This is a genomic window from Pedobacter quisquiliarum, from assembly GCF_014642175.1.
GTDB lineage: Bacteria > Bacteroidota > Bacteroidia > Sphingobacteriales > Sphingobacteriaceae > Pedobacter > Pedobacter quisquiliarum.
In genome coordinates this window covers 335711-357182 of the sequence record NZ_BMIL01000001.1, presented here as the reverse complement: position 1 = coordinate 357182, position 21472 = coordinate 335711, and the positions used below count along the sequence as shown (strand labels likewise).

Genomic DNA, 21472 nt, shown 5'->3' with positions numbered 1-21472 from the left:
GCATCAATTAGATTCAAATACATGGATACCTGGCTCCGACGCATCGTTTTCAACTTTGCTGTTTTCAAAGATGATCATCCAGTATACCCCATACTTATCTTTGAAGGACCCAAAGTAATCTCCCCAGAACATATCCGCCATCGGCATTTCAATCATTCCACCAGCAGACAAACCATCAAAGATGCGATCAGCTTCATCCCGGCTGTCGGGCGATACCGCGATGTAGTTGTTGTTTCCGAATTGAAGTTGAACACCCGCTTGCCCGGTACAGTCTGAAGCCATCAGATACTGACCCGCACCAATCGGGATGGAAACATGCATGGCCATATTTCGCTCCGCTTCAGACAGCTTTTCCGCGCCAGGTGCATCACCCATTCTCATCACGATCAGCTCACCGCCAAAAACGGATTGGTAAAAACGGAAGGCTTCTTCTGCATTACCATTGAAATTCAGATAAGGATTTAATTTCATGATCTCGTTGTTTAAGATTTACATTGATTTACAACTCAAAGCTATATTATCAATCCGCGTTAGCGCTTGCCCTAGGACAAGAAATCAAGTCCAAAACAGTTAATTAACAGCGGTTAAGCGCGCGCTTTAACAAGGATAGGTGTCGGATGCAGCAGTTAAGTTGACTTACAAAGTTCTTTTCTTATTCTACTGAGCGAAGAATCCGTTACTCCCAGGTAGCTGGCGATAAACTTCAGTGGTGCCTGTTGGAGAATTTGGGGATGTTGTATTTCGAGTTTACGATAGCGCGCGCTTGCTGATTCCGTGATCATCGCGATGGTTCGTTGCTTTAATGCAAACAGGCTGCCCGACATCCAGGCCCTGCCCCACTCGTTTAACCCTTTGATGGAGTGATACAACTCCTGTAAGGTTTCCAGGTCAATCATGTAGCACTGGCAGTCGGTAAGCGCCTGCAAGTATTCCTCCGATGGAACGCCTGTAAACAGCGAAACGACATCAATGGCAATCTCATTCTTTCCAATAAATCCTGTAGTGATGTCATTGCCGTTGTAATCATACACGTATGATCGTATGAGTCCTTCTTCAACACAGAAATATGCCTTGGAAGTCTGCCCCTTTTGTAGCAGAAAGTCCCCCTTTTTGAAGGATTTCAGCTGATGTGCAGCAAAAATCACCTGCAGATCGCGGTCACTCAAAAGTGGATGCTGGTATACGGCGGCTAAGGCTACGGACATAACTTCAAGATAGAAAAAATCCCCTTTGCAGCCTCAATATTAAGCTCAAAAAAACATTGACCCGGCCTAATGAGTTATAAAGACGCATCAAATTGCTGAAAACAAATGGCCCAAACTGAAAAACAAAAAGCCGAAGCACAGGAATTTTATCTTGACGTGATCAGGATTCTAAATGAAAATGATTTGAATTTTATGCTCGGTGGTGGCTTTGCCATGTTCAACTACACCGGCATTGTAAGAGATTCTAAAGACCTCGATATCTTCTGCAAGCCTTCCGAATATCCCAAGATTCTAAAAGTAGTCGCAGAGCATGGTTACGACACGGAACTGACCGACGTTAGATGGCTTGCAAAAATTCATAAGAACGGAGAATACATAGACATCATCTTTGACACGGTGAACAACATCTGCACCGTAGATGACTCCTGGTATGAACATGCGGAGGAAGGTGAATATGCAGGTGTGCCCGTCAAGTTCTTACCCCTGGTAGAACTCATCTGGTGCAAGTTGTACGTGCAGAACCGCGAACGTTACGACGGCTCAGACATTAACCACATGCTGATTAAGCAAGGGAAAGACATGGACTGGAAGCGGCTGTTGTTCAGAATGGACCAGCACTGGCACTTACTGCTTGCGCAGTTGCTGATCTTTCAGTTTGTTTATCCAGCCGACTACATGGAGATTATTCCAAAATGGCTCTTTGATGAACTTGTGGATCGTGCTAAAGAACAGTACGACATCCCCTCCTCAACTGAAAAGGTTTGCCGTGGTCCCATCATAGACCAGACACAATACGAGGTAGACATTAAGTTATGGAACTATAAAGTGAGTACAATTAAGACGACATAATGATGGAAGAAATAACTGAAAATAAAATCCGCATAGCGGCTATGGCCGATATCCACGTGAAGGAAACAGATAAAGGACGTTTCGCCGATTGCTTCAAAGAGATTTCAACAAAGGCTGACGTGCTGATCATTGCTGGTGACCTTACTGACACTGGTGATGAAGGTGAAGCCTCGATCTTAATTGAAGAGCTGAAGCAATGCACCATCCCTGTGCTTGGTGTTCTTGGAAACCATGATTACGAGAAGGGGCGACATAAGTTGATCCGCCAGATGCTGCAGGATAGTGGTATGATGATTCTTGATGGGGAGTCTGTGGTGGTAAAAGGCGTTGGTTTTGCCGGTGTTAAAGGCTTCGGCGGCGGCTTTGATAAATATACGCTTTCCATGTTCGGTGAAGGTGCAATGAAAGCCTTTGTTCAGGAAGCGGTAGATGAAGCCCTGCATCTGGAGCGTGCGCTGGCCAAATTAGATCAGCAACATGAGAACATTAAAAAAATTGCCATCCTGCATTATGCGCCCATATACCAAACCATCGTGGGGGAACCCGAAGTGATTTATCCCTTTCTTGGATCTTCCCGATTGGCAGAACCCCTATCCAGGCATAACGTTGTGGCCACCTTTCACGGCCACGCACATGCCGGTACCCTGGAAGGAGAAGTCCCAGGCGGCGTAAAGGTGTTCAATGTAGCATTACCGATCCTCAAAAAACATGGCTATCCATGCGGCTATTATACCTTTGAAGTTTAAGTTCGGATGATGCCTAATTACAACAGCATGACTTAAGAGTTTATGCGTCTTTACGGTATTGATGGGGCGTTCACCCGGGGTTGATACGGCTATAACCGGCGGGAACCGCATAGACGCCGGATCGACCCCGTATGGAGGCCGCGTTGATACCGAAGCTGGTACCTATCTGCTACCCACTTGGTATAAAGCAATTCCAATGATGTTAAGGTTAAATTCAGAGATGCTTTGCTAACAAAGAATGTTCAGTAGGGAGCTGTACAGCGCAGCCTCCACATTCGCAAAGTCAGACGATCCACTTTTAATGATTCCGTTTTCAAGAATGCAGAAAATGCGAATGGCAGAATCCTTGGTGCTATCTACGAAAGCAGCAGCATCCATGTTATGCAATCTGATTTGCTGAAGCTGGTTGTAGGTGTTGTGGTAAAAAACTTCTGTCATTTTAAAAAAGGTATTAAATGAATAGCATGCCTGCGCGCACCTGTGGAGTTATTCCCCGATGTGTGGCGTTATTCTTTCCCAATCTGCCTATTACACAGGCACTAAGCCCGTGAATTGATCAAATAAGGCGGATTCCTGGATATTGAATGCTTTCCACAACATATCATGCAAGGATCAGCCCAAAAAGCTGTTGCACAAAATACCCAATTACAATTGAGGCGTGTATTTTTTGCCATACCAGCGCAGTCAAATCCAAAGAATATTAGGAAAAATGCAGGAAAACAGCTCTTTTTTTACTATTTTGGGGGTCATTCACAACAAAATCCCCTTAAAATGCTATTTACTGTTTTATCAGGATTAATAACATCGGGCCTTTTGATTCCCTTCGGAAAATACTTCCGGACAAAATGGTGTGCTGTTTTAATTTTACTTCCGCTATCCATTTTTTGCTATCTGCTTGGCTATATCCCGACGGTACGCAGCGGTAACGTAGCATATGAATTCTACCAATGGGTGCCCTCGTTGAACATTAACCTCGACCTGAGAATTGACGGGCTGTCGCTACTATTTGCGCTCTTGATAAGCGGGATCGGATCGTTGATCTTCCTCTACGCCAGTGCATACCTCAAAGGGCACCAATATCTCGATCGATTTTATGCCTATCTGTGTTTATTCATGGCATCCATGCTTGGCATCGTGTTATCAAATAACATCCTGCTGCTCTTTATATTCTGGGAACTCACCAGTATTAGTTCTTTCTTTCTGATCGGGTTCAACAATGACAATCCAGATTCGAGGAAGAGCGCACTTACGGCGCTTAGTGTAACTGGGATGGGTGGATTTTTCCTGCTTACGGGTATGATTCTCATCGGGAACATCGCCGGCACCTACTCCATTTCGGAATTGATGAACGCTGCAGATGTGATTAAAAATCATGAGCTCTATCCATTGGTGCTGCTGCTGGTGTTTATCGGAGCATTTACAAAATCCGCACAATTCCCTTTTCATTTCTGGCTCCCCGGCGCCATGAAAGCACCAACGCCCGTATCTGCCTACCTGCACTCGGCAACGATGGTAAAGGCGGGGATATTTTTACTCGCCCGCTTTTCGCCCATCCTGGGAAATACCACGGCATGGTCGTACACCCTGATGATTGTTGGTGGCCTTACCATGTTATATGCGGCAATCCATGCCTTGTTCCGCACGGATCTGAAGAGTATTTTAGCTTACTCGACCATCTCTGCCCTTGGGGTTTTAACATTCCTGATCGGGCTGGGCACGGAAGCGGCCCTAGTGGCAGCCGTGACCTTCATTGTGGTACATGCGCTCTACAAAGCAACTTTGTTCATGACCACTGGAATTATCGATCACGAAACCGGCACGCGGGAACTGACGCAGCTTGGAGGTTTGAGAAAGGTGTTGCTCCCGGTTTTCATCGCGGGCTTGTTGGCGGCTTTATCCAGTGCGGGAATGCCGCTGCTGTTCGGCTTTATTTCTAAAGACCTCATTTACGAAGCGACATTACACGCAGATCAGCAGCTTGCCATATACCTGACCGCAGCAGCTTTCGTCACCAATCTATGCCTTGTTGCCGCTGGTTTTATGGCGGGCATTAAACCCTTTACAGGTTCTTTACCACAGGCTTATGAAAAAGTGCATCTGCCCTACAAAGCCATGTGGATCCCACCGCTGGTTCTGGCCTTTGCAGGTTTGTACTTTGGTTTCTTCCCGAATTCCGCTGGGGAGCAGCTGATTGCCCCGGCCGTAAACGCGATGTCTATTGCGCCAGCAGCGGTGCACTTGAAAATCTGGCATGGCTTCAACACTGTATTAATTTTAAGCCTGGTGACACTCGTTACCGGTACAGCGATATACTATGTGAATAAGGCGGACAGCAGAAAGCTGGCTTGGGTTCAGTCCTTCCAATCCGCTTCACCGCAGGCCATCATTGAGCGCCTTTCGAGCGGGTTTGTTAAATTTTCAGACTGGTACACGGACACCATGCACAATGGTTTTCTACGATCCTATCTCCTCAAAATCATCCTTTTTGCGGAGTTGCTGCTGGCATATGAGCTTTTCATTGGCGGGCCGATCTATATCGATTATAGTAAGTTGTCGGCCATCAGTGTATACGAAGCCATTAATGTATTGATCCTGATTGCGGCAGTAGTACTTACGGTCACGACCTCATCAAGATTAACAGCAGTTGTAGGTACTAGTGTTATTGGTTATGCCATTTGTTTGATGTTCGTTTACTATAGTGCACCGGATCTGGCCATGACGCAATTCACAATTGACACCCTAACGGTTGTGCTGTTCGTATTTGTGCTGTTTAACCTGCCGCCTTTCATTAATCAGGCAAACAATACCATCGTCATACGGGACACTGTGGTTGCGCTGGGTTTTGGGATCATCCTTTCGGTTATTGCAATAAAGGTACTACAGGTACCGACGGACATATCGATCAGCAAGTTCTACGGTGACTTCGCCTATACCCTTGCGAAAGGTAAGAATGTGGTCAACGTGATTCTGGTTGACTTTCGTGGGTTCGATACCATGTTCGAGATTGTCGTGCTCAGCATTGCTGCGCTTGGCGTTTATAGTTTAATTAAATTGAGGTTAACCTCATCAGAGAAAGAATAGTATGAGAAGTGCGATATTACAAACAGCATCAAGGTACTTGCTACCCATCCTGCTTTTATTTTCGGTTTTCCTTTTACTGCGCGGGCATTATTATCCAGGTGGAGGCTTTGTGGGTGGCTTAGTGGCAGCGATCGCTTTTGTGCTGCACAGTTTCGCCCATGGTACCACAAACACTATGAAAATTATTGGTTATAAGCCGATGGCACTTATTCCGGTCGGGCTCGGCATTGCATCATTGGCGATGTTTCTGCCAGTACTCATCGGCTACCCGGTAATGACCGGATTGTGGTTTGAAGAGCCGATCCCGGTAATAGGCATGATGGGATCAGCGCTATTCTTCGACCTCGGGGTATACCTAGTTGTTATTGGTGTGGTACTCACCATTTTGTTCACCATCTCCTTACACACACATTGATATGGAGTTACTACTTGTATTACTGATTGGTGTACTTTATTCCGCAGGTGTTTACCTGATTCTTCGCAGAAGTATGGTGCGCTTGCTCCTGGGCATCATGTTACTGGGGAATGCCACCAATCTCCTGATCTTTTTGTTCGGCAACATTACCAAAGGTAAGCCGCCGATTATCAAAGCAGACCTGAAGGTCTTTGAAGAAATTTATGCCGATCCAGTGCCGCAGGCATTAATCCTGACCGCCATCGTAATCAGTTTTGGACTGACCTCTTTCGCCATTGTTTTGCTTAAACGGGTATATGCGCTGATCAACTCAGACGATTTAGATGATTTAAACACTCCGGAAGAAGAAGATTTATGATTGATAACCACATTATAGCACCAATACTTATTCACCTATTCACGGCCATCATTCAACTTGCATGCTGGTCGAAAACCATTACGCAGCGCGTACTGAGTATCGCCGGTGCTACGTCGGGTTTTGCATTTTCGTTTGCCTTGTTCATCAAGGTTTACAATGGAGAAATCCTGACGATGAATGCTGCAAACTGGGAAGCACCTTTTGGAATTGTATTCGTCGCGGATCTTTTCAGCAGCACGCTGGTCTTGTTGACTTCCATAGCGGCGCTTGCCGTTTCGATCTTCTCCTCTGTTGGTGTAGGAAAAGCAAGAATGCTATATGGCTATTTTCCCATCTTTCACTTTCTGATCATGGGCCTGAATGGCGCATTCCTTACGGGCGACATCTTCAACCTTTACGTATGGTTTGAGGTGATTATCATTGCGTCCTTCGTACTGCTGACCCTGGGTGGTCGGAAAGAACAGCTCGAAGGTGCAGTAAAATACATGGCATTGAACATTCTGGCCTCGACTTTTTTCCTGACCGGAATCGGGATATTGTACGGAATCACCGGGACTTTAAACATGGCCGACCTATCCTTAAAGGTACCGCTGGTGGAGGACCAATCCATTGTGAACTTAACGGCCATGTTCTTCATCATTGGGTTTGGAATCAAGTCGGCAGTGTTCCCGCTATACTTTTGGCTGCCTTCCTCCTATCATACCCCACCTTCAGCCGTTGCGGCGACCTTCGGTGGTTTGTTAACCAAAGTAGGCCTGTATGCCATGTTCCGGGTTTTCACACTAATCTTCATCCCCAATGAGTTTATGAGAACGGTGCTGATTGTACTTGCCATTCTTACTATCCTCACGGGGGCCTTTGGCGCATTGGTCAAACTGGATATCCGACGTTTGTTTTCCTATTTAATTGTTTGTCACATTGGCTTTATTGTAGGCGGCCTGGGGCTGTATACGAAAATCGCATTCATGGGTGCGATATTCTACCTGATACATGACATCATGGTAAAGACGAATCTGTTTTTGATTTCGGGCCTGATCAGGCAGATGCGCGGGACGCTCGACACACCCAAGCTTGGCGGCTTATATTCTGAATATCCGAAGATCTCGTTGCTTATGGCATTGGTGTTGTTCTCGTTAGTCGGCATTCCGCCACTATCAGGGTTCTGGCCAAAGATTTATCTGTTTGAAGCCAGCTTTAATGCGAATAGCTATTTCTTTATCGCGAGTTTGATTCTTGCGAGTTTTATTACACTCTATGTTATTGCGAAATTGTGGGCTGAGGTATTCTGGAAAGAAGCGTCGAGGACAGAACCGCTGTCAGACAGCTTTAAAGAGCTGGATATTTTTAGAAAAACCCTGCTCGTTTTACCGGTAGGCATACTTGCAGCAGGAACCCTTTTTATCGGGCTTAATGCAGAATTTATCATCCAGGTTGTAGACCGTATATCAAATGAATTGTTGGACACATCTCCTTACATCAAGGCGGTTTTAGGAAAATAAGCTATGATGAAACACTTTTTAATGAACCTGTTGCTCTCCTTTATCTGGGTGGCATTAACCGGTTCACTGTATTACTCAAATTTCCTGTTCGGTTACCTGATGGGCTTTTTTATCCTATGGATCATGAACCGGCAGGAAGCGGACCGCAGGTATTTTAACAGGGTTCCGAAGACCATCGGTTTCATATTCTATTTTCTTTATGAAATGATTGCCGCAAATGTTCAGGTTGCTTATGATGTAATTACACCAAAATACTTTTTTAAGCCGGGCATCATCCGTTATCCGCTGGAAGCGACCACAGACATTGAGATCAACCTGCTCTCGACAATGATTTCCATGACGCCAGGTACCTTGATCCTGGACATTAGTGAAGACAAGAAGTCATTGTTTATTCACGTGATGTACCTGAGGGACCGGGACCGCTTCATACAACAAATTAAAAAAGGCTTTGAACACAAACTATTAGAGATTTTACGATGACACTGGCAACCTATTTTGACTATGTGATATTCCCGATTTTAATCATCTCCGTTGTGCTGGTGATGATCCGGCTTTATAAAGGGCCGCAGGTGGTGGATCGGGTAATTGCGCTGGACCTAATCATTACCATTGGTATTGCATTAATTACGGCTTATAGCATACGATCGGGTGAGTCAGTCTTGCTGGATGTGGCGATGATATTCGCGCTGATCGCATTTTTGGGCACCATTGCCTTTTCGTTTTACCTCGATAAACAAATTAAGAAATGACGGATATACTAACTGCAATATTCAGCACGATTGGCGCACTGGCCATATTGTTCGCCTCCATAGGCATTTTAAGGATGCCTGATTTCTATCTCCGGCTGTCCGTTACCGTGAAAGCCTCTACACTCGGTGTGGGGCTGCTCCTGATTTGTGCAGCATTCACTTTTTCTGATGTCTCTGTAACCACGAAGGCAATGGCGATCATCTTCTTCCTGATTTTAACTGCACCAGTTGCGGCACACATGATTGGCAAAACTGCTTATCATACCGGAGTAGCCATCTGGAAAGGGACCATAATTGATGAGTTAAAGGATTTTTACGAAAAAAAGGCGCCAGATGGGGATGAAAATCCTGAGCAACAGCCATAAAGTGCAACTAAGGTTCATTTAACTGTCAAAATGGTATTACAATTCCCCGGGGGCCGTTCAGATTCCTAACTTTGCGGCGCATGTTATTCAAATTTTTCCATATCGTAGGACTGTTTGCGTATCTCAACATCATTGTTTACGAAGCTGGCTTCAATGCGCTTAGTAAAGATACGACGTTGGATGGGCACTCCTTTGTGGAATATGTAATTGATGATTTGCTTGATCTTCCACAGAGCAACGTTCAAGATGTCAAGATTCCTAATGAGGAGTATCGTCTTGTAAAGACTGCAACACCAGCACTCGCGGCGGTTACATTCTTCCTTTGTTTCTTTTTGTTCCGGCAATTGATCCGGACCAGGGTTGTTGAACACCCATATTATAGCGCCCGAAGCCTTTGTCTTCCCGGGTATTACTCCTTTCTATTCCGGCTAAAGCCATTCTAAGTTAATTCCGCTAACGTAATGATCATGTTGCGCTGTTCTTGTCTATCAAGAGCTTAGCGTAGCCTTTTGCTGTTTCACAGCTTTTTATCTCCTGTCATTAAGCACAGGACGACCATCTTTTAATTAAACCATAGTCAACAATAACATGAAAGTTAATCTTTTAGCTAATTTCCTATTCCTATCTACCGTCGGATTAATTGGTTGTACCGCGCAAAGCAAGGACAACACAGAAACTGCAGCCCCAAGAACAGTACCGGTGACCGCTGTAACCAAATTGGACACCGTCATTTACAACGAATATATTGCAGATATACAGGCGGTAAAGAATGTAGAAGTAAGATCCAGATTGGCGGGTTTCTTAGATAAAATATATGTAGAAGAAGGCGCTGCTGTAACACAGGGCCAGGTTTTGTTTAAGATACATGATGAGGAGTATAAAGCAGAATATGCAAAAGCGGAAGCCGCGTTGAACAACGCCATTGCAGATGCAAAAACCGTAAAGCTGGAGAAAGCAAGAACAAAGATTCTTGTAGATAATAACATTGTTTCTAAAACGGATATGGACTTAGCAGCCGCTAAGCAAAAAGCTGCTGAATCCCGCGTGGCGGAAGCGCGTTCTGTGCTACAACATGCAAGAACGAGGTTGGCAAACACCATGATTCGCGCGCCGTTTTCCGGCCGCATTGACAGGATTCCTTTGAAAGCAGGAAGTTTACTGGAAGAAGGATCTCTACTGACCTCCGTTTCAGACCTCTCCGCAGTGAATGTTTACTTCGATATTTCTGAAAAAGAGTACCTGAATATGGTGGCAGATGCAAGCTTCAAGAAGAACAATATTCAGAAGCGCGTTAAGCTTACACTGGCGAACGGTGAGCTTTACCCCCACCAGGGAGATGCCGTATTTGCGGAAAGTGAATTTGCGCAGAATACAGGTTCATTATCCTTAAAAGCACGTTTCCCTAACCCTACCGGGTTGTTGAAACACGGCGCTTCGGGTAAGATCAGTGTGCCTGTTGAAACCGGCGAATTGCTGGCGGTGCACCAGAAATCGGTCTTCGAGATTCAGGACAGGACATACGTGTATGTATTACAGCCAGACAACACCATTAAGATGACTGCTTTTAAGGCTGGTCAACGTGTTGGGCACTATTACACTGTGCTGGATGGACTTGAAACAAAGGATAAAGTTGTTTTTGAAGGCAGCCAGACTTTGCGTGACGGACTAAAAGTTTCACCAAAAACGATGGCGCTGCCGCAAAGCACACTGGTCGCGAAAAACTAATTCCACCTACTATCTAATTAATCATTGATGTGAGTCCTTTTCAGGACTCCACTAATACCATCATGCACAATTATGTTTGAAACATTCATAAAACGACCAGTCTTATCACTGATCATATCGCTCTTTATTACCCTGTTGGGGATACTGGCGCTCTTTACATTACCGGTGACGCAGTTCCCGGATATTGTTCCCCCATCCGTTGTGGTAACCGCGAATTATACGGGTGCGAATGCTGAAGTAAGTACCAATGCTGTGGCCATTCCACTAGAAAGGGCAATTAACGGTGTTGCGGGTATGACTTACATGAACTCCGTGTCCACCAACAACGGAACGACGCTGATTCAGGTTTTCTTTAAAGTTGGCACGGATCCGGACATCGCTGCCGTGAACGTACAGAACCGGGTAACCACGGTGCTGGATGAACTTCCCGAGGAGGTAATCAAGGCCGGTGTAACCACGGAGAAGGAAGTAAATAGTATGTTGATGTATTTGAATGTGTACAGTGAAGATAAAACTGCTGACGAGCGTTTTATTTACAACTTTACGGATATCAACATATTAAAAGAGCTTAAACGTATTGAAGGTGTGGGTTTTGCGCAGATCATGGGTTTAAGGGATTATGCAATGCGTGTGTGGTTAAAACCCGACCGCCTGGCCGCCTACCAGATCTCCAGTGATGATGTTGTTGCCGCATTAAGGAAGCAGAACGTTGAAGCCGCACCGGGGCAAACCGGTATTGGCTCGGATAAATCCATCAATATGCAGCAATATGTATTGCGCTATCCAGGGAAGTTTACCGAAGCTGAAGAGTACAAGAATATTCCGATCCGCGCGAATGCGGATGGATCCATCATCCGTATAAAGGACATTGCTGATGTAGAGTTCGGCTCCCTGGATTACGAGATGGTATCCAAGACTGACGGCCGCCCTTCGGCTTCCATCATGCTGAAGCAGTTACCAGGTTCCAATGCACAGGATGTTATTAAGAACGTAAAGGACCGTATGGCGGAGCTTAAAGGTAGCTCCTTCCCACCGGGTATGACTTATACCATGGGCTATGATGTTTCACGATTCCTGGACGCGTCAATTTCCAGTGTATTGATGACCCTACTAGAGGCCTTTATTCTGGTGTTTATTGTGGTTTACATCTTCTTACAAGACTTCAGGTCGACCTTGATTCCGGCACTTGCCGTGCCTGTTTGTCTGGTCGGTGCGTTGTTTTTTATGCAAATGCTTGGCTTCTCGATAAACCTGCTTACGCTCTTTGCCCTGGTGCTCGCCATCGGTATTGTTGTGGATAACGCGATTGTTGTTGTGGAGGCGGTGTATGCCAAAATGGAGGAAGAGCACATGCAACCTATGGAAGCAACACTTTCTGCCATGAGCGAGGTGGGTAAACCAGTTGTGGCAATCACCCTGGTGATGTCGGCGGTATTTGTACCCGTTGCATTCCTTTCCGGCCCGGTCGGTATATTCTATCGGCAGTTCTCGCTGACGCTGGCCTCGGCCATCGTCATCTCCGGGATCAATGCCTTAACGCTTACGCCAGCTTTGTGTGCAATTATCCTGCGTTCCCCGCACGATAAACCTGCAGCAAAAGGCTTTATGGCGAAGTTGTTTGGTGGCTTTAACAAAGGGTACAATCGTACATCAGGTGGGTACCAAAGCCTGATTACGCGTATTGCAGGACGCCGGGTGTTAACTTTTGGATTGCTAATTGGCTTCTTTGTGGCCACATGGGGCATGGCTAGTGTATTACCATCGGGCTTTATCCCAACAGAAGATCAGGGGATGATCTATGTGAACGTAAATACCCCTCCTGGTGCAACGGTGGACCGTACAGAGGCTGTATTAAATGAAATTGATGCCATCAGTCGCAAAATGAAGTCGGTGGAGACTGTTTCTACCCTTGCGGGATATAGTTTAGTAAACGAGGTATCTGGTGCGTCTTACGGTATGGGTATGATCAACCTGGTTGGCTGGGGCGATCGTGATCAATCCGTTACAGACGTGATTGGCGAGCTTAAAAAAGCGACGGCACACATTATGGATGCGGAGATTGAATTCTTCCCACCACCTACAGTTCCAGGGTTTGGTAACTCTTCCGGTATTGAGATGCGGATTCTGGATAAAACCGGACAAGATGATTTGAATAAAACGGCTGTGGTGCTGGATAAGTTCATGGCCGACTTGACGGCAACGCCAGAGCTTGCAAGTGTGTCCAGCACATTTGACGTGAGCTTTCCCCAATACCTCATTAAGGTGGACTATGATCAGGCCGCTAAAAAAGGGATCAGTGTGGAAAACGCAATGAACACCTTGCAAACATTGATGGGTAGTTTCTATGCAACGAACTTCATTAGATACGGTCAGATGTATAAAGTAATGGTCCAGGCCGGACCGAATTACCGTGAAAAACCGGAAGATGTGTTGAAGTTATTCATCAAGAACGATGCTGGCGAAATGCTGCCATTCTCTTCTTTCATTACGATGGAGCGCGTTTACGGACCGGAACAAATTACGCGATATAATATGTATTCTTCGGCGATGCTTACAGGTGAAGCGGCCGCAGGTGTTAGTAGTGGTCAGGCCATTGAGGCTGCAGAAAAGGTGGCGGCAAGTTTGCCACAGGGCTACGAGATTGAATGGTCGGGTATGACCAGGGAGCAAATTCTCTCGGGTAACCAGGCAGTTTATGTATTCGCGCTGTGTCTGGTATTCGTGTACATGATCCTTGCGGCGCAGTATGAAAGCTTCTTACTGCCATTGCCGGTATTACTTTCTTTACCAGCGGGGGTATTTGGTGCCTTCCTGTTCTTAAAGGTATTTGGATTAGAAAACAACATCTATGCACAGGTTGCACTGGTGATGCTCATCGGCTTACTCGCCAAGAACGCGATCTTGATTGTAGAATTTGCCATTCTAAAGCAGAAAGAAGGTATGAGTTATCTTGATGCCGCAATCCAGGGATCTGTAGCACGTTTGCGCCCGATCCTGATGACGTCCTTTGCATTTGCAGCAGGATTAATCCCATTGATGCTGGCAAGTGGCGCGGGCGCGCTGGGTAACCGGTCTATCGGTACCGCAGCAGTTGGCGGTATGGTTGTAGGTACGATTGCCGGGGTAATCGTTATTCCTGGACTATATGTGCTGTTCTCCTCTTTTATGCGGAAGAAGAAAGCAATTCCTGAGGCAAGCGCTGACGATGATAATGGTTCCGGAGCTGGCGGCTCAGGACCGGATATAGATCCGGATCATGGTCCGGTGGCACCGAAGAAGAAGGCTATTGAACTGGTAGCGCTTCCGTTAATCGGGTTCATTATCTTCTTAAGCAGTTGTTCTGCTAACAAAGACCTTCCTGAGTATAAGCACAGGGATGTGCCAGCAGCTTTTCAGCAAAGCCTGGATACCAATACCATCGCGAATCAGACCTGGAAAAACTTCTTTAAGGATGAGCAGCTCGCAAAGCTGATTGATACGGCGCTTGCGAACAATCCGGATATGAAGCAGACTTTGCACAGGATTGAAATTGCAGCAGCTAATCTCCGGATCCGAAAACGTGCGGCATTGCCAAACTTAGATCTTTCGGTTGAAGCAGGTTTGCGGAAGTATGGTTTCTATACGATGGATGGAATTGGTAACTATGACACCAACTTTTCAGATAATCTGAAGGAGGACGAGCGTTTGCCGGATCCCCTGCCCGATTACTTTATAGGGCTTCGTACATCCTGGGAGCTGGACCTTTGGGGTAAGCTAAAAAACAGAAAACAGGCGGCATTGAACAAATTCCTGGCTTCTTATGAAGGTCAGAAACTGGTACAAACGGAATTGGTGAGTAATGTGGCGACAGCATATTTTGAACTCCTTACCCTGGATGAAGAACTGGAAATTATTAACCGGAACATCGGCTTGCAACAACGGAGCTTACAAATTATAGAAGTGCAGAAATCCGCTGGTGCGGCTACGGAGCTGGGTGTGCAGCAGTTTAAAGCCGTGTTGGCCAATTCGAAAGCGAGACAGCAGGAAGTGCTGCAACAAATCAGCATCCTGGAGAACCATCTGAATTTCCTTACAGGAACTTTCAACACATCAATTTCCCGTACACAGAACGGACTTGAAGCCACGATTATGAACGATTCACTGGCAAGTGGCACGCCACTACAGATGCTTGCCTTGCGGCCTGATATCCGTCAGGCAGGTCTGGAACTTATTGCTTCAAATAAGGAGGCTAAGGCTGCGAAGCTATCGTTTTTGCCAGCGGTTGTATTAGCGCCGTATGTTGGCTTGCAGTCGTTCGATCTTGGAAAACTGTTTAGTACGCCGACATCAGTAGCCTATGGATTACTTGGCGGCATTACGGCGCCGATCTTTAGTCAGCAGCGCTTACGTGCGGAGTACGCTGGCTACACCGCTAATTATGGAATCGCATTCCAGGAATATGAAAAGGTGGTATTGAATGCTTACAAGGAGGTGCAAAATGCACTTAAAGCGGAAGACTTCATCAAGCAGAAAAGGACACACATCACGGATGAGGTTGATGCGCTAAATGCTTCTGTAAAAGCTGCAAATGATCTTTTTATAGCAGGGCGAGTTACTTATCTGGATATTCTGAACACGCAGCGAAGCGTGTTGGATGCGGAGATTAAAGAAGCGCAGGTTAAGAAAGAACAAGTGCTAAACCACATCTCGCTATACAAAGCGCTTGGTGGCGGTTGGAAATAAGAACTAGGTTAGGTTGGTTGAAAACATGGGTGCCTGCATTTGCAGGTGCCCTGTTTTGTTTAAGGGAATTATTGGAAGCGGTTGAATGCGCTATCATCTGACGAGGCACCCAGCAACAAACAAATCACAAGATATTTATCCCTCTAGCTACTGAATAAGCAGCCCGTAAGCTTATTGTTTGGCTGATTCTTGACCAATAACAAAGCATAATTTTGGGCAAAAAAAAACATCCGCTTAGCGCGGATGTTCTTCCAATTTATGAAGGAAATCTAATTAGCTGATCTTAACATTAATTGCGTTTAAGCCTTTTTTACCTTGCTCAACGTCGTAGCTTACTGAATCATTCTCACGAATGTTATCCATTAGGCCTGAAGAATGAACGAAGATTTCAGCGTCACCATTAGCTGGCACGATAAATCCAAAACCTTTTGTCTCATTGAAAAATTTTACTGTTCCTTGTTGCATTATACTGTATTTAAATATATACAAATGTAATAAAAATATTTATACTTTGGTTAAAAAAGGACGAAAACAGTTAAATATAGGTTAAATTATGCTATGCTGAAATTAAGTTTCTCGTACCGATCATCGTATTATACTTTCCTGTGGTAATTTATCTCTGTAGCTTTAGCTTCTGCCCCACCCGGTTCCACATTGTACGCCGTAATGATCACATGATCTTGATCAACAACCTCAATTTCAGTCCGCCAACCCCAGGGTTCTAGCATCCCTTCGCCTCCATAGCTTCCTAGAACTGAATGTCCTTTCTCGGTTGCCGCCCCCTCGGAGAACATAATTCCTGTTCCCATGTGAAAGCTATCCACCCAGGCCGTTTGGTATCGACCGTAGGGAAAACTGTAGCCAATGATTGCAAGCCCCTCAAGTGGTTTACCCGCTAAACTGCTCTGGTACTGGTGCAGAATAAAACGACCTCCAAGAATGGATGTTATGGTTCCACTGACCGGGGATTCATCTGCAAGCACATCTGCTTCAAACCAGGTGCGCGAGGTGCCTGCCCAATTTCCAGCTAAAAGGGCTAGTTGGTGGTGAATGCCTTCCGCCAGCGAGGTTTCAAATCTATTCTTAACTGGTTCCATGTTTTCATATTTTGTATGATCCAAGTTAAATAAGAATCCGGACATCTACGCGCAAAACTGTCGCTGGATTTACATCTGGACAGTCCCGCCACCCAGTGCACGGTATAGTTCTACTGCAGCGATGAGTTGCGAAGTCTTTACTTCGGCGAGTGCAAGTTCACTTTGCAGGAAGTTGCTTTGCGCCGTGATGACCTCGAGGTAGGTTGCCATACCATTCTTAAACAACAGATCTGCATTTTTAACGGCCTGCTGTAAGGTTTGTACACGGTTTGAAGCAATTTCATATTGCTGCTGTAGTCGCTGGATCCTGGTTAATTCATCGGAGACCTCTGCCGTAGCATTAAGTACGGCCTGCCTGAACTGAATAACCGTACGTTCACGATCGATTTTAGCCAGTTCATATTGTGTTTTCAGTTGCTTGCGCTGAAAAACCGGCTGGGTGATGCCGCCCGATACTACACCAAACAAGGAGGCTGGGATGGTAAACCAATTACTTGCCTTTAGTGCATTGAGTCCTGCACTGGCGTTGATGTTCAGGCTTGGATAAAGATTCGCTTTGGCAATACCGACTTCAGCATTCGCAACATCCAGCGCGAGTTCAGCACCTTTCACGTCTGGTCGCAAGCTGACCATGGACGCCGGGTACCCTGCCGGAAGTTTCAGGGGTGTCTTCAGGCTGTTCAATGTGCTCTGCCGATCTACTGCCGCAGGTACTTTACCGCTGAGCACGCTTATGGCATTCTCCTGAATGGTTATTGCCTGTTCAAGTTGTGAAATGAGTTGAGCCGAAAGGATCTGTTCTGCCTCGGCCTGCTGAATGGCCAGGGAGGTAACCTGCCCTGCATTATATTGTAGCTTTATAATTTGCAGCGTGCGATCACGCAGTTCAAGGTTCCGCTTAGCAACCAGCAGCTGTGCATCCATCATCATCAGCTGATAAAAACCTTGCGCTACATTGGCGACAATCCTGGTCTGCACTGCTTTTTTTGCTTCGGCGGTTTGCAAATAAGCAGCTAAAGCAGATCTTTTCTGGTTCTTGATTTTACTCCAGATATCTGCTTCCCAGCTTAGGCCCAGGCCCGCACTGTAATCTTCAATGTGTCGTGTGCCTAGAAATTGACTTGAACTTAAGCCATTCAGACTGTTGTCTGACGGCCTGTTGGAACTCGCCGTAACCTGCATGTTGATGCTGGGCAGATTACCTAAGCGGGACTGTTTGAACAAAAGTTCTGCAGCTTCAACGTTCTTTAGTGCAAGCTGCAGATCGTAATTCCGCATTAAAGCAGTATCCACCAGCCGCTGAATGTCGGGTTCTTTAATGAAAGCATGGAGCGGCAAAGTCGCAATGCTTGTAGAATCGGTTGACGGACTTTCCCTGAATGTAGCTGGTGTGGCATTTTGTGGAACAGGAATATCCTTCGAAACTTTACATCCGGCCGCTATGGCCGAGATGCAAAGGAGGTAAAATAAAGCTTTATACGTTTTCATGAACTAATTCTTTGATGTGGATTTCTTTTTTGGGCGCAGGTACCGAGAAGGCAGACACGCGCTCCTGCAAATACTGGAAGAAAATGAAGAGCACCGGAATGAAGAACAGCCCCAGTATTACGCCGAATACCATTCCGCCAGCTGCCCCAATACTAATGGAGTGATTGCCGAGCGCAGATGGACCTGCGGCATTCATCATCGGGATCATACCCACGATGAAGGCAAGCGAGGTCATGATGATTGGGCGGAGGCGCAACTTGGCGGCTTCAAGCGCTGCAGCGGTCAACGACTTTCCGGCCCGTCTCCGTTGCACGGCGAATTCCACTATCAGAATCGCATTTTTGGCGAGCAAGCCAATGAGCATGACCAGTGCAACCTGCACATAAATGTTGTTTGAGATTCCAGTAAGGCCGATGGCGGTGAAAACCCCAAGGATCCCTGCAGGGATGGATAGAACGACCGCCAGAGGCAAAATATAGCTTTCATATTGTGCAGCAAGCAAGAAGTAGACGAATACCAGACACAGCGAAAAGATGATTACAGATTGTCCGCCGGAGGAGATTTCCTCGCGGGTTAATCCGGTGAACTCATAGGAGTATCCGAAAGGAAGCTGCTTTTGTGCAACCTCTTCAACTGCCCTGATCGCATCTCCGGAACTATAACCGGGCTTTGGAATGGCATTGATCCCTATGGAATTGAACAGGTTGTAGCGGGAAACGTTTTCAGGTCCATACACCCGCTTTAGTTTTACAACTGTGTTGATTGGCACCATATTGCCCTGAATGCTCTTGACAAATACGCCATCCATGGCAGCAGGATTAACCCGGTTTGCTTTGTCGGCCTGCACCATCACCCGGTAATATTTACCGAAGCGGTTGAAGTCTGAAGCCTGCGTACTACCAAAGTAAGCTTGCATGGTTTGCAGTACAGCTTTCACGGGAACGCCGAGTTGATCTGCTTTCTCATCATCCACCTGAAGTTCAAGCTGCGGGTAATCGGATCGGAAAGATGTAAACGCCATCGCAATCTCCGGACGTTTCATGAGCTCGCCAATAAACTTACTGCTGATGCCACTGAATTTGTCCAGACTTCCGCCGGTGCGGTCTTGAAGCACCATATCCAATCCGTCGACATTACTGAAGCCCGGTACAGTTGGGAAGGTAAATACAAAGAAGTTTGCCCCTTTGATGGTGGAGAGCTTCGCCCGAACTTCATCCATGATCTCGTTGATGTCTTTGACCTTGCCCCGCTCCGCCGTAGGCTTAAGCAGAATGAAAGACACGCCCATAGAGGGACTGGAAGATTGTGTAAGGATGTTGAAACCCGATAGCCCCATCAGCGTCTTTTTGGACTCCATGTTGTCGAGCTTACTTTCCAGTTCTTTGATGACGGTGGTGGTACGATCCAGGGAGGCACCCACAGGCATGGACAACGATATGGCGATAAATCCCTGATCCTCTGAAGGGATGAAGCCAGAAGGCGTAGTTTTTACAAGCACACCAGTGACCAGCATGACCACCGCTAGGCCGGCTACGCTGACCCATTTATAGCGGATGAGGAAACGTAGGGACCCTAGATATTTGTCGCTAAGCTTCTCGAACCCGGAGTTGAAGCCAATGAAGAACTTTTCTTTGAAGCTTTTTTTCTTTTGTGGGACACCGTTATGGGTGTGGCTTTCCTTGAGGAAAAGTGCTGTAAGTGCCGGGCTTAGCGTAAGCGCGTTGACCGCCGAGATGACAATGGCAATGGCCAGGGTAAAAGCAAACTGCCTGTAGAACACGCCTGTGGAGCCCTCCATGAAACCCACGGGGAGGAACACGGCGGACATCACGAGCGTGATGGAAATAATTGCACCAGTGATTTCACGCATGGCGGAAACGGTTGCGGCTTTCGGTCCAAGATTGCTATGTTCCATTTTGGCATGGACGGCCTCTACCACGACGATGGCATCATCGACCACAATACCAATGGCTAGTACCAGGGCAAACAGGGTGAGTAGGTTGATGGAGAATCCAAAAAGCTGCATGAAGAAGAACGTTCCCAATATGGCTACGGGCACTGCAATGGCTGGAATGAGCGTGGAACGGAAATCCTGAAGGAAGATGAATACGACAATGAAGACTAGTATGAAAGCCTCAATAAGCGTAGCTTTAACCTGATTGATCGAGATGTCTAGCGAATCTTTGGTGTTGTAAAGCATCAGGTGCTTGACCCCTTTGGGGAAGTCTTTGCTTGACTTCTCCATTAGTTTAGCAATGGCAATCTGGATCTCGTTGGAATTTGACCCCGAAAGCTGCATAACGGCGATGTTGATGCCGGGTTTGCCATTTACCCTGGTGAAGTTGCTGTAGGTATAGGTACCAAATTCAACCCTGGCGACGTCCTTTAGCCTTAATATGGAACCATCAGCATTGGATTTAACGGCAATGTTCTCATAGTCTGCAGGTTTGTTCAATTTCCCTTTATACTTGATGACATACTCAAAAGAAGCGGTGCTGCTTTCACCGAACTTGCCGGGTGCAGCCTCAAGGCTTTTGTCCTGAATGGCCGCCATTACTTCGTTGGGCGTTAACTGATAAGTCGCCATCTGCGCCGGATTAAGCCAGACCCGCATGGAGTAGTCTTTATTTCCACCAAAGATGATAGACTGGCCTACGCCGGGTATCCTTTTGATCTCTGGAATGATGTTGATCTGCGCGTAGTTAGCGAGAAAGGCCTGATCGTAGTTGGTGGTGTCGTCTGTGTACATATCAACAACCATGATCAGGCTGTTCTGCTGCTTGGAGGTGGTGATGCCGGCTTGCACAACTTCTGCTGGCAGCTGACTGGTTGCTTGTGCCACGCGGTTCTGCACGTTAACCGCAGCCTGGTCGGGGTCGGTGCCTAGCTTGAAGTAAACGGTGATCACGAGGGATCCGTCATTGCTGGCGGTGGAACTCATGTAGCTCATGTTTTCCACGCCATTGATGGATTCTTCCAGTGAAGGTGCCACAGCACGCAAGACCGTTTCCGCATTCGCGCCAGGGTACAATGCCATCACCTGTACAGCTGGTGGGGCAATGTCTGGGAACTGTTGCAGTGGTAGTTTGGTAAGACCTAGCACACCAAGTATGACCAGGAGTATGGAGATTACGGTAGCGAGTACCGGGCGCTCGATAAATTTTTTGAACATC

At 46.5% G+C, this 21472-nt stretch carries 19 protein-coding genes; 12 read left to right on the top strand and 7 right to left on the bottom strand.

All coding sequences use genetic code 11. The features are described from left to right. Nucleotides 1–3: 3 nt before the first annotated feature. Together IEW69_RS01610 and IEW69_RS01605 are read right to left on the bottom strand one after the other, a co-directional pair. Nucleotides 4–471 (bottom strand): VOC family protein, encoded by a 468-nt coding sequence (locus IEW69_RS01610; RefSeq protein WP_188625070.1) that lies wholly within the window; start codon nt 469–471, stop codon nt 4–6. Nucleotides 472–626: 155 nt separating this feature from the next. Beyond that, nucleotides 627–1205 carry a Crp/Fnr family transcriptional regulator gene (locus IEW69_RS01605; RefSeq protein ID WP_188625069.1) on the bottom strand — a complete coding sequence of 193 codons (579 nt, stop codon included), beginning with the start codon at nt 1203–1205 and terminating at the stop codon, nt 627–629. Nucleotides 1206–1310: 105 nt separating this feature from the next. Between IEW69_RS01605 and IEW69_RS01600 the strand changes: the two genes are divergently transcribed. Continuing rightward, nucleotides 1311–2054 carry a nucleotidyltransferase gene (locus tag IEW69_RS01600; protein ID WP_188625068.1) on the top strand — a complete coding sequence of 248 codons (744 nt, stop codon included), beginning with the start codon at nt 1311–1313 and terminating at the stop codon, nt 2052–2054. Further along, nucleotides 2054–2800, top strand: a complete 747-nt coding sequence (locus tag IEW69_RS01595; RefSeq protein ID WP_229663477.1) for a metallophosphoesterase family protein — start codon at nt 2054–2056, stop codon at nt 2798–2800. The genes IEW69_RS01600 and IEW69_RS01595 overlap by 1 nt, the downstream gene beginning before the upstream one ends. Before the next feature lie 228 nt (nt 2801–3028). Here IEW69_RS01595 and IEW69_RS01590 read toward each other — a convergent pair whose 3' ends face one another. Continuing rightward, on the bottom strand, nt 3029–3238 hold the full coding sequence (locus tag IEW69_RS01590; protein WP_188625067.1) for a hypothetical protein: 210 nt from the start codon (nt 3236–3238) through the stop codon (nt 3029–3031). Between the two features lie 333 nt (nt 3239–3571). Between IEW69_RS01590 and IEW69_RS01585 the strand changes: the two genes are divergently transcribed. From IEW69_RS01585 to IEW69_RS01540, 10 genes are all read left to right on the top strand, one after another. Beyond that, nucleotides 3572–5881 carry a putative monovalent cation/H+ antiporter subunit A gene (locus IEW69_RS01585; RefSeq protein WP_188625066.1) on the top strand — a complete coding sequence of 770 codons (2310 nt, stop codon included), beginning with the start codon at nt 3572–3574 and terminating at the stop codon, nt 5879–5881. Between the two features lies 1 nt (nt 5882). Continuing rightward, complete coding sequence (locus tag IEW69_RS01580; protein ID WP_188625065.1) at nt 5883–6296, top strand: Na+/H+ antiporter subunit B; 414 nt, start codon at nt 5883–5885, stop codon at nt 6294–6296. 1 nt (nt 6297) lies between these two features. After that, nucleotides 6298–6654 carry a Na+/H+ antiporter subunit C gene (locus IEW69_RS01575; protein WP_188625064.1) on the top strand — a complete coding sequence of 119 codons (357 nt, stop codon included), beginning with the start codon at nt 6298–6300 and terminating at the stop codon, nt 6652–6654. Next, nucleotides 6651–8153 (top strand): proton-conducting transporter transmembrane domain-containing protein, encoded by a 1503-nt coding sequence (locus IEW69_RS01570; protein WP_188625063.1) that lies wholly within the window; start codon nt 6651–6653, stop codon nt 8151–8153. The genes IEW69_RS01575 and IEW69_RS01570 overlap by 4 nt, the downstream gene beginning before the upstream one ends. Before the next feature lie 3 nt (nt 8154–8156). Beyond that, nucleotides 8157–8633 (top strand): Na+/H+ antiporter subunit E, encoded by a 477-nt coding sequence (locus IEW69_RS01565; RefSeq protein ID WP_188625062.1) that lies wholly within the window; start codon nt 8157–8159, stop codon nt 8631–8633. Next, nucleotides 8630–8902, top strand: coding sequence for a monovalent cation/H+ antiporter complex subunit F (locus tag IEW69_RS01560; protein ID WP_188625061.1), 273 nt, complete (start codon nt 8630–8632; stop codon nt 8900–8902). Before IEW69_RS01565 ends, IEW69_RS01560 begins: the two co-directional genes overlap by 4 nt. After that, nucleotides 8899–9267, top strand: coding sequence for a monovalent cation/H(+) antiporter subunit G (gene mnhG, locus IEW69_RS01555; RefSeq protein ID WP_188625060.1), 369 nt, complete (start codon nt 8899–8901; stop codon nt 9265–9267). Before IEW69_RS01560 ends, mnhG begins: the two co-directional genes overlap by 4 nt. An 80-nt stretch (nt 9268–9347) precedes the next feature. Beyond that, a complete protein-coding gene (locus tag IEW69_RS01550; protein WP_188625059.1) occupies nt 9348–9710 on the top strand; it encodes a hypothetical protein in 363 nt (120 codons plus the stop codon). 145 nt (nt 9711–9855) lie between these two features. Further along, nucleotides 9856–10992, top strand: coding sequence for an efflux RND transporter periplasmic adaptor subunit (locus IEW69_RS01545; RefSeq protein WP_188625058.1), 1137 nt, complete (start codon nt 9856–9858; stop codon nt 10990–10992). 72 nt (nt 10993–11064) lie between these two features. Next, on the top strand, nt 11065–15714 hold the full coding sequence (locus IEW69_RS01540) for an efflux RND transporter permease subunit (RefSeq protein ID WP_188625057.1): 4650 nt from the start codon (nt 11065–11067) through the stop codon (nt 15712–15714). A gap of 273 nt (nt 15715–15987) precedes the next feature. Here IEW69_RS01540 and IEW69_RS01535 read toward each other — a convergent pair whose 3' ends face one another. From IEW69_RS01535 to IEW69_RS01520, 4 genes are all read right to left on the bottom strand, one after another. Further along, entirely contained in the window at nt 15988–16179 is a 192-nt protein-coding gene (locus IEW69_RS01535; protein WP_188625056.1) for a cold-shock protein, read from the bottom strand. Nucleotides 16180–16307: 128 nt separating this feature from the next. Next, nucleotides 16308–16811, bottom strand: coding sequence for a DUF1579 domain-containing protein (locus IEW69_RS01530; RefSeq protein ID WP_188625055.1), 504 nt, complete (start codon nt 16809–16811; stop codon nt 16308–16310). A gap of 69 nt (nt 16812–16880) precedes the next feature. Beyond that, complete coding sequence (locus IEW69_RS01525; protein ID WP_188625054.1) at nt 16881–18299, bottom strand: efflux transporter outer membrane subunit; 1419 nt, start codon at nt 18297–18299, stop codon at nt 16881–16883. Continuing rightward, nucleotides 18286–21471 (bottom strand): efflux RND transporter permease subunit, encoded by a 3186-nt coding sequence (locus IEW69_RS01520; protein WP_188625053.1) that lies wholly within the window; start codon nt 21469–21471, stop codon nt 18286–18288. Before IEW69_RS01520 ends, IEW69_RS01525 begins: the two co-directional genes overlap by 14 nt. Nucleotide 21472 lies beyond the last annotated feature (1 nt).

Coding starts and splice junctions, on each gene's coding strand:
- IEW69_RS01560 (WP_188625061.1), top strand. CDS start 8,630: ATGACACTGGCAACCTATTTTGACTATGTGATATTCCCGATTTTAATC.
- IEW69_RS01565 (WP_188625062.1), top strand. CDS start 8,157: ATGATGAAACACTTTTTAATGAACCTGTTGCTCTCCTTTATCTGGGTG.
- IEW69_RS01525 (WP_188625054.1), bottom strand. CDS start 18,299: ATGAAAACGTATAAAGCTTTATTTTACCTCCTTTGCATCTCGGCCATA.
- IEW69_RS01585 (WP_188625066.1), top strand. CDS start 3,572: ATGCTATTTACTGTTTTATCAGGATTAATAACATCGGGCCTTTTGATT.
- IEW69_RS01610 (WP_188625070.1), bottom strand. CDS start 471: ATGAAATTAAATCCTTATCTGAATTTCAATGGTAATGCAGAAGAAGCC.
- IEW69_RS01550 (WP_188625059.1), top strand. CDS start 9,348: ATGTTATTCAAATTTTTCCATATCGTAGGACTGTTTGCGTATCTCAAC.
- IEW69_RS01545 (WP_188625058.1), top strand. CDS start 9,856: ATGAAAGTTAATCTTTTAGCTAATTTCCTATTCCTATCTACCGTCGGA.
- mnhG (WP_188625060.1), top strand. CDS start 8,899: ATGACGGATATACTAACTGCAATATTCAGCACGATTGGCGCACTGGCC.
- IEW69_RS01605 (WP_188625069.1), bottom strand. CDS start 1,205: ATGTCCGTAGCCTTAGCCGCCGTATACCAGCATCCACTTTTGAGTGAC.
- IEW69_RS01540 (WP_188625057.1), top strand. CDS start 11,065: ATGTTTGAAACATTCATAAAACGACCAGTCTTATCACTGATCATATCG.
- IEW69_RS01520 (WP_188625053.1), bottom strand. CDS start 21,471: ATGTTCAAAAAATTTATCGAGCGCCCGGTACTCGCTACCGTAATCTCC.
- IEW69_RS01595 (WP_229663477.1), top strand. CDS start 2,054: ATGATGGAAGAAATAACTGAAAATAAAATCCGCATAGCGGCTATGGCC.
- IEW69_RS01580 (WP_188625065.1), top strand. CDS start 5,883: ATGAGAAGTGCGATATTACAAACAGCATCAAGGTACTTGCTACCCATC.
- IEW69_RS01590 (WP_188625067.1), bottom strand. CDS start 3,238: ATGACAGAAGTTTTTTACCACAACACCTACAACCAGCTTCAGCAAATC.
- IEW69_RS01575 (WP_188625064.1), top strand. CDS start 6,298: ATGGAGTTACTACTTGTATTACTGATTGGTGTACTTTATTCCGCAGGT.
- IEW69_RS01530 (WP_188625055.1), bottom strand. CDS start 16,811: ATGGAACCAGTTAAGAATAGATTTGAAACCTCGCTGGCGGAAGGCATT.
- IEW69_RS01570 (WP_188625063.1), top strand. CDS start 6,651: ATGATTGATAACCACATTATAGCACCAATACTTATTCACCTATTCACG.
- IEW69_RS01535 (WP_188625056.1), bottom strand. CDS start 16,179: ATGCAACAAGGAACAGTAAAATTTTTCAATGAGACAAAAGGTTTTGGA.
- IEW69_RS01600 (WP_188625068.1), top strand. CDS start 1,311: ATGGCCCAAACTGAAAAACAAAAAGCCGAAGCACAGGAATTTTATCTT.